Here is a 3,777-nt window from a genome sequence, read left to right on the forward strand (position 1 = left end):
GTCGCAGTCGCCCGCGCGCAGGCTCTGGCACGCCTGGTGCGCCGCGACGAGACCCGACGAGCACGACGTGTTGATCGTCATCGCCGGGCCGCGCAGGTCGAGGAAGTACGACAGGCGCGAGGCGAGGATCGCGTCATGGTTGCTCGTCAGCGTGCCGTGCTCGCCCACCATGTGCTGGTACTCGCCCTGCTCGGCGCCGACGAACACCCCGATCTTCTGCGCGGTCGCGTGCGATGCGCCGACCGCCGCGTCTTCCAGCGCGTTCCATGCTTCCTGCATGAGCAGGCGCTGTCGCGGGTCCATGCCCAGGGCCTCGCGCGGCGAGATGTCGAAGAACGCGGCGTCGAATTCGCCGATGCCCGGACAGGCACCCATCCACCGTCCGCTCATGCGTCGACCCGCAGGCGCATCTTCGCCGACGTAGGCCGTCCAGTCGAAGCGCTCGCGCGGAATCTCCGTCACGGCATCGCGTCCCTCGACGAGGGTCTCCCAGAAGCTCGCGACGTCCCTAGCGGCCGGGAAGCGTCCGCTCATGCCGATGATCGCGATGGATTCGGGCACCGTCGCGGACGCCATCGCCTCGTCGCGCGTCTGCACGATCGGTCGTCGACGCGGAGCGGCCGCCGGCGTCGCCCCGCGTGGCGACACTGCCGTGTCGTCGTAGGCGGCGCGGATCGCGGCGGCATGGCTCGTGAGCAGATGATCGCCCACCTGGCCGAGCGTCGGATGGCTGAAGAACACCGCCGGCGTCAGCGCGATGGCGTAGCGCTCGGAGATCCGGCTTGCCCAGCGGGCCAGCAGGATCGAGTCGAAACCGTAGTCGGCGAGATTCTCGCTCGGAGACACCTCGGCTTCGGCAAGCTTGAGCAGTTCGCAGACCTGTTGCCGCAGGTCGCGGCGAAGACGTTGCTCCACGCTCTGATTGCCCGGCGCGGTAGCCGTCCCCGCCGTCCGCGTCGACGGCGGCGTGGACATCGGCGCGATGACGGCGGCCGGCGCCTCGGCATCGCCGGACAGCCCGAGGTAACGCGCGATCCTCGGGCGATCGCCGACCATGACCAGGTAATGGCCCGACGGCTGGCCGAGCACGCGCTCGAACACGTCCAGTCCCGTCGCGCCGTCCAGCGCATGCTGGCCGGTGGAACGCAGGTACAGCTTCGTCGCCTGTTCGTCACCCAGGCGCATGCCGCCGTCGGCCCAGGCGGGCCAGTCGATGGCGATACGCCGGGTGGCCCCGTTGCCGGCGACGTGATCGGCATACGCCATCTGGAAGCGGTTGGCGACGGCATAGTCGCCCGCACCGAAATCGCCCAGCACGGCGGACGTCGACGAAAAATAGCAGATGAAGCGCGGCGCCTGTTTCACCAGTGCCGCGTCGAGCGCCAGGGCTCCGGCCACCTTTGGCGCCAGAACGCGAGCAAATGCGTCCGCCGATTTGTCCAGCACCGACGTATGCTCGAGCGTGCCCGCCGCGTGCACGACGCCCTCGATGGGTCCGAAGCGTTCCACCGCCTGGGCGACACAGGCGCGCATGGCCGCTTCGTCGGCGGCGTCGGCCGTGACGTAGAGCCACTCGCCGGCGCGCGTTTCCCAGCCGGACAGTTCGCGGCGCAGCGCATCGTCCAGTACGCGTCGGCCACTGACGACCACCTTCGCGTCGTATCGGTTCATGAGATGCCGGGTAACGATGCCGCCCAGCCCGCCGGCTCCCCCGGTGACCCAGTACACGCCACCGTTGCGCAGCACGCCTGGACGCGAATCGAGGCGGGGTTCGCGCACCTGCGATACGAAGCGTTCGCCCTGCGCGTGCAACACGCTACGCGCGAACGGTGCCGCGAGTTCGCCGACGATGCGGCGCGTCCACTCGGCCACCGCCTCGGCGCGTCGCGCCGGACCCTCCTGGATCACCACGGAGGTCGCGAAGCCCGGTGCCAGGACGTGCAACGACCGCTCCAGCCCGATCCACGATTCGGCGTGGGCACGCGACAGCGCGTCGTCGTAGGCGGTGCACAGCACGAGACGGCGGCAGCGCACCTCGTTGGTCGAAGCCAGGTTGCGCACGATGCACAGCACGTCGGCCCAGTCGGCGCCGGTCGCGGGCGCCTGCAGGCTTGCGGCGTAGACCAGCGCATCGAGTGTGCCGTGGGCGGCGGCGATCGATGCCATGGCGGTCGCATGGGCCGCCATGTCCCCGCGCCTTGCCGCGTGGGCTTGCCCCGCACCGCCATTGATCACCAGCCACACCGGGACGATGCCCGGGGCGACGTCGTGCAGCGCACGAGCGATCGGCTCCACCATCGCTTCGCCGACGACGAAACACACCGTCCCGGAGGGGGCGGCATTCGTCTGTGCGACGGGCGAGCGCTCCCAGCGCTCCTGCAGGATCATCGGTTCGCTCGCTGTCTCCGTGTCGGCAGGGCGAGCATGCACGTCGCGCCCGAGGCGGAGCCCTTCGAAGGCCACCATGACCTCACCACCGTCGTCGCACAGACACAGATCCAGCGTGGTGCCCTCGTCGCCGGCCGATCTCTCGACGATGGCGTGGCCGGCGCCGCGCGGGAGCGCATGGATCGTCGCGCGGTCGAGGTGTTCGATGCGCAACACGGTGCCCTCGGCAAGGCCCAGCCAGGATCGCACGGCGTCGAGCAGCCGCACGAAGGCGTCGGTATCGACGAGCATCGGCGGTTCGGGCGTATCCGCTTCGATGTGCCAGGGCACGAGAAGCCTTTCGCTATCGGCATCGTCCGGGGTGGCGACATCCATGGACGATGGACGTTCCGACGATCGCGACGCCATGCCGGTGACGTGCAAGCGACGGGGCGCCGTCGCATCGTCGCCGTACACGTCGTAGCGAACCGGACCGTCACTGCTGCCGGAAAGCGCGACATGCAGGCGCAGGGCGCCGTCGAGACCGAGCGCCGGTTCGTTCCAGTCGACGTCGTGCAACACGATGGCCTCTTCGCCGAGTGCCCATCCCGCGGCGAGTTCCACCGCGACGCGAGCCATGTCCAGCAGCGTCACGCCATGGCATTCGCGGCCGCGGCCACGGTCGACGAATCCGGCTTCGACACCCGTGAAATCGCTGCTGAAGCGCTGTTCGTCCAGCATGGAAGTGTTGCGCTGGATCCGCGGGTGGAGAAACGGTACGCGCGGCGCATCGACCGATGCGGCAGCCTTCGCCACCCAGTGGCGGTCACGGGCGAAGGGATAGGTCGGCAGGGCGACGCGCGACGGCGCGCGCGCGTGCAGCCGCCGCCAGTCGATGGCGAGGCCCTTCACCCACAGGTCGAGCAGCTTGTGGTGCTTGCCGCGCCGGAGCCATTTCCCGATGAGCTCATGGGTGTCCTCGTCGGCGGTGAACGCGTCCAGCATGCCCTTGCCCTGTCGCGCCTCGCCGACGTGGCAGTCGTCGATGCGCGAGTCGCCGTCGACGACCTGCCGCAGGCGGTCCGCCAGCCGCGACAGCGAGCTCGTCTTGATCGCCAGGCGATGCCGCATCGCTTCGCGTCCCACCTGCAACGTATACGCAACCGCAGCCACCCTCGTTTCGTCGAGACGTCCGGCGTCGATCGCCGCCAACAGGTCGGCCGCGCGTTGCCGCAATTGCTCGGGCGTGCGGGCCGAGAGGACGAAGACCTGATCCAGCACGGACGGGTCGGTGGCCGCGGGCGTCGTGTCGACGTATTCCTCGATCACGAGATGCGCGTTGGTGCCGCTGTAGCCGAACGAACTGACCGCCGCGCGACGCGGCGCACCGTCGATGCGCGCCCAGGCTTC

1 protein-coding gene is annotated in these 3,777 nt (G+C 69.7%); it reads right to left on the bottom strand.

The genetic code is table 11. The features are described 5' to 3' along the window. A partial coding sequence (locus JNG39_RS21040) for an SDR family NAD(P)-dependent oxidoreductase (RefSeq protein ID WP_368313916.1) occupies positions 1-3,777 on the bottom strand: 3,777 nt, incomplete at both ends.

This window comes from Luteibacter sp. CQ10, assembly GCF_040900725.1.
GTDB lineage: Bacteria > Pseudomonadota > Gammaproteobacteria > Xanthomonadales > Rhodanobacteraceae > Luteibacter.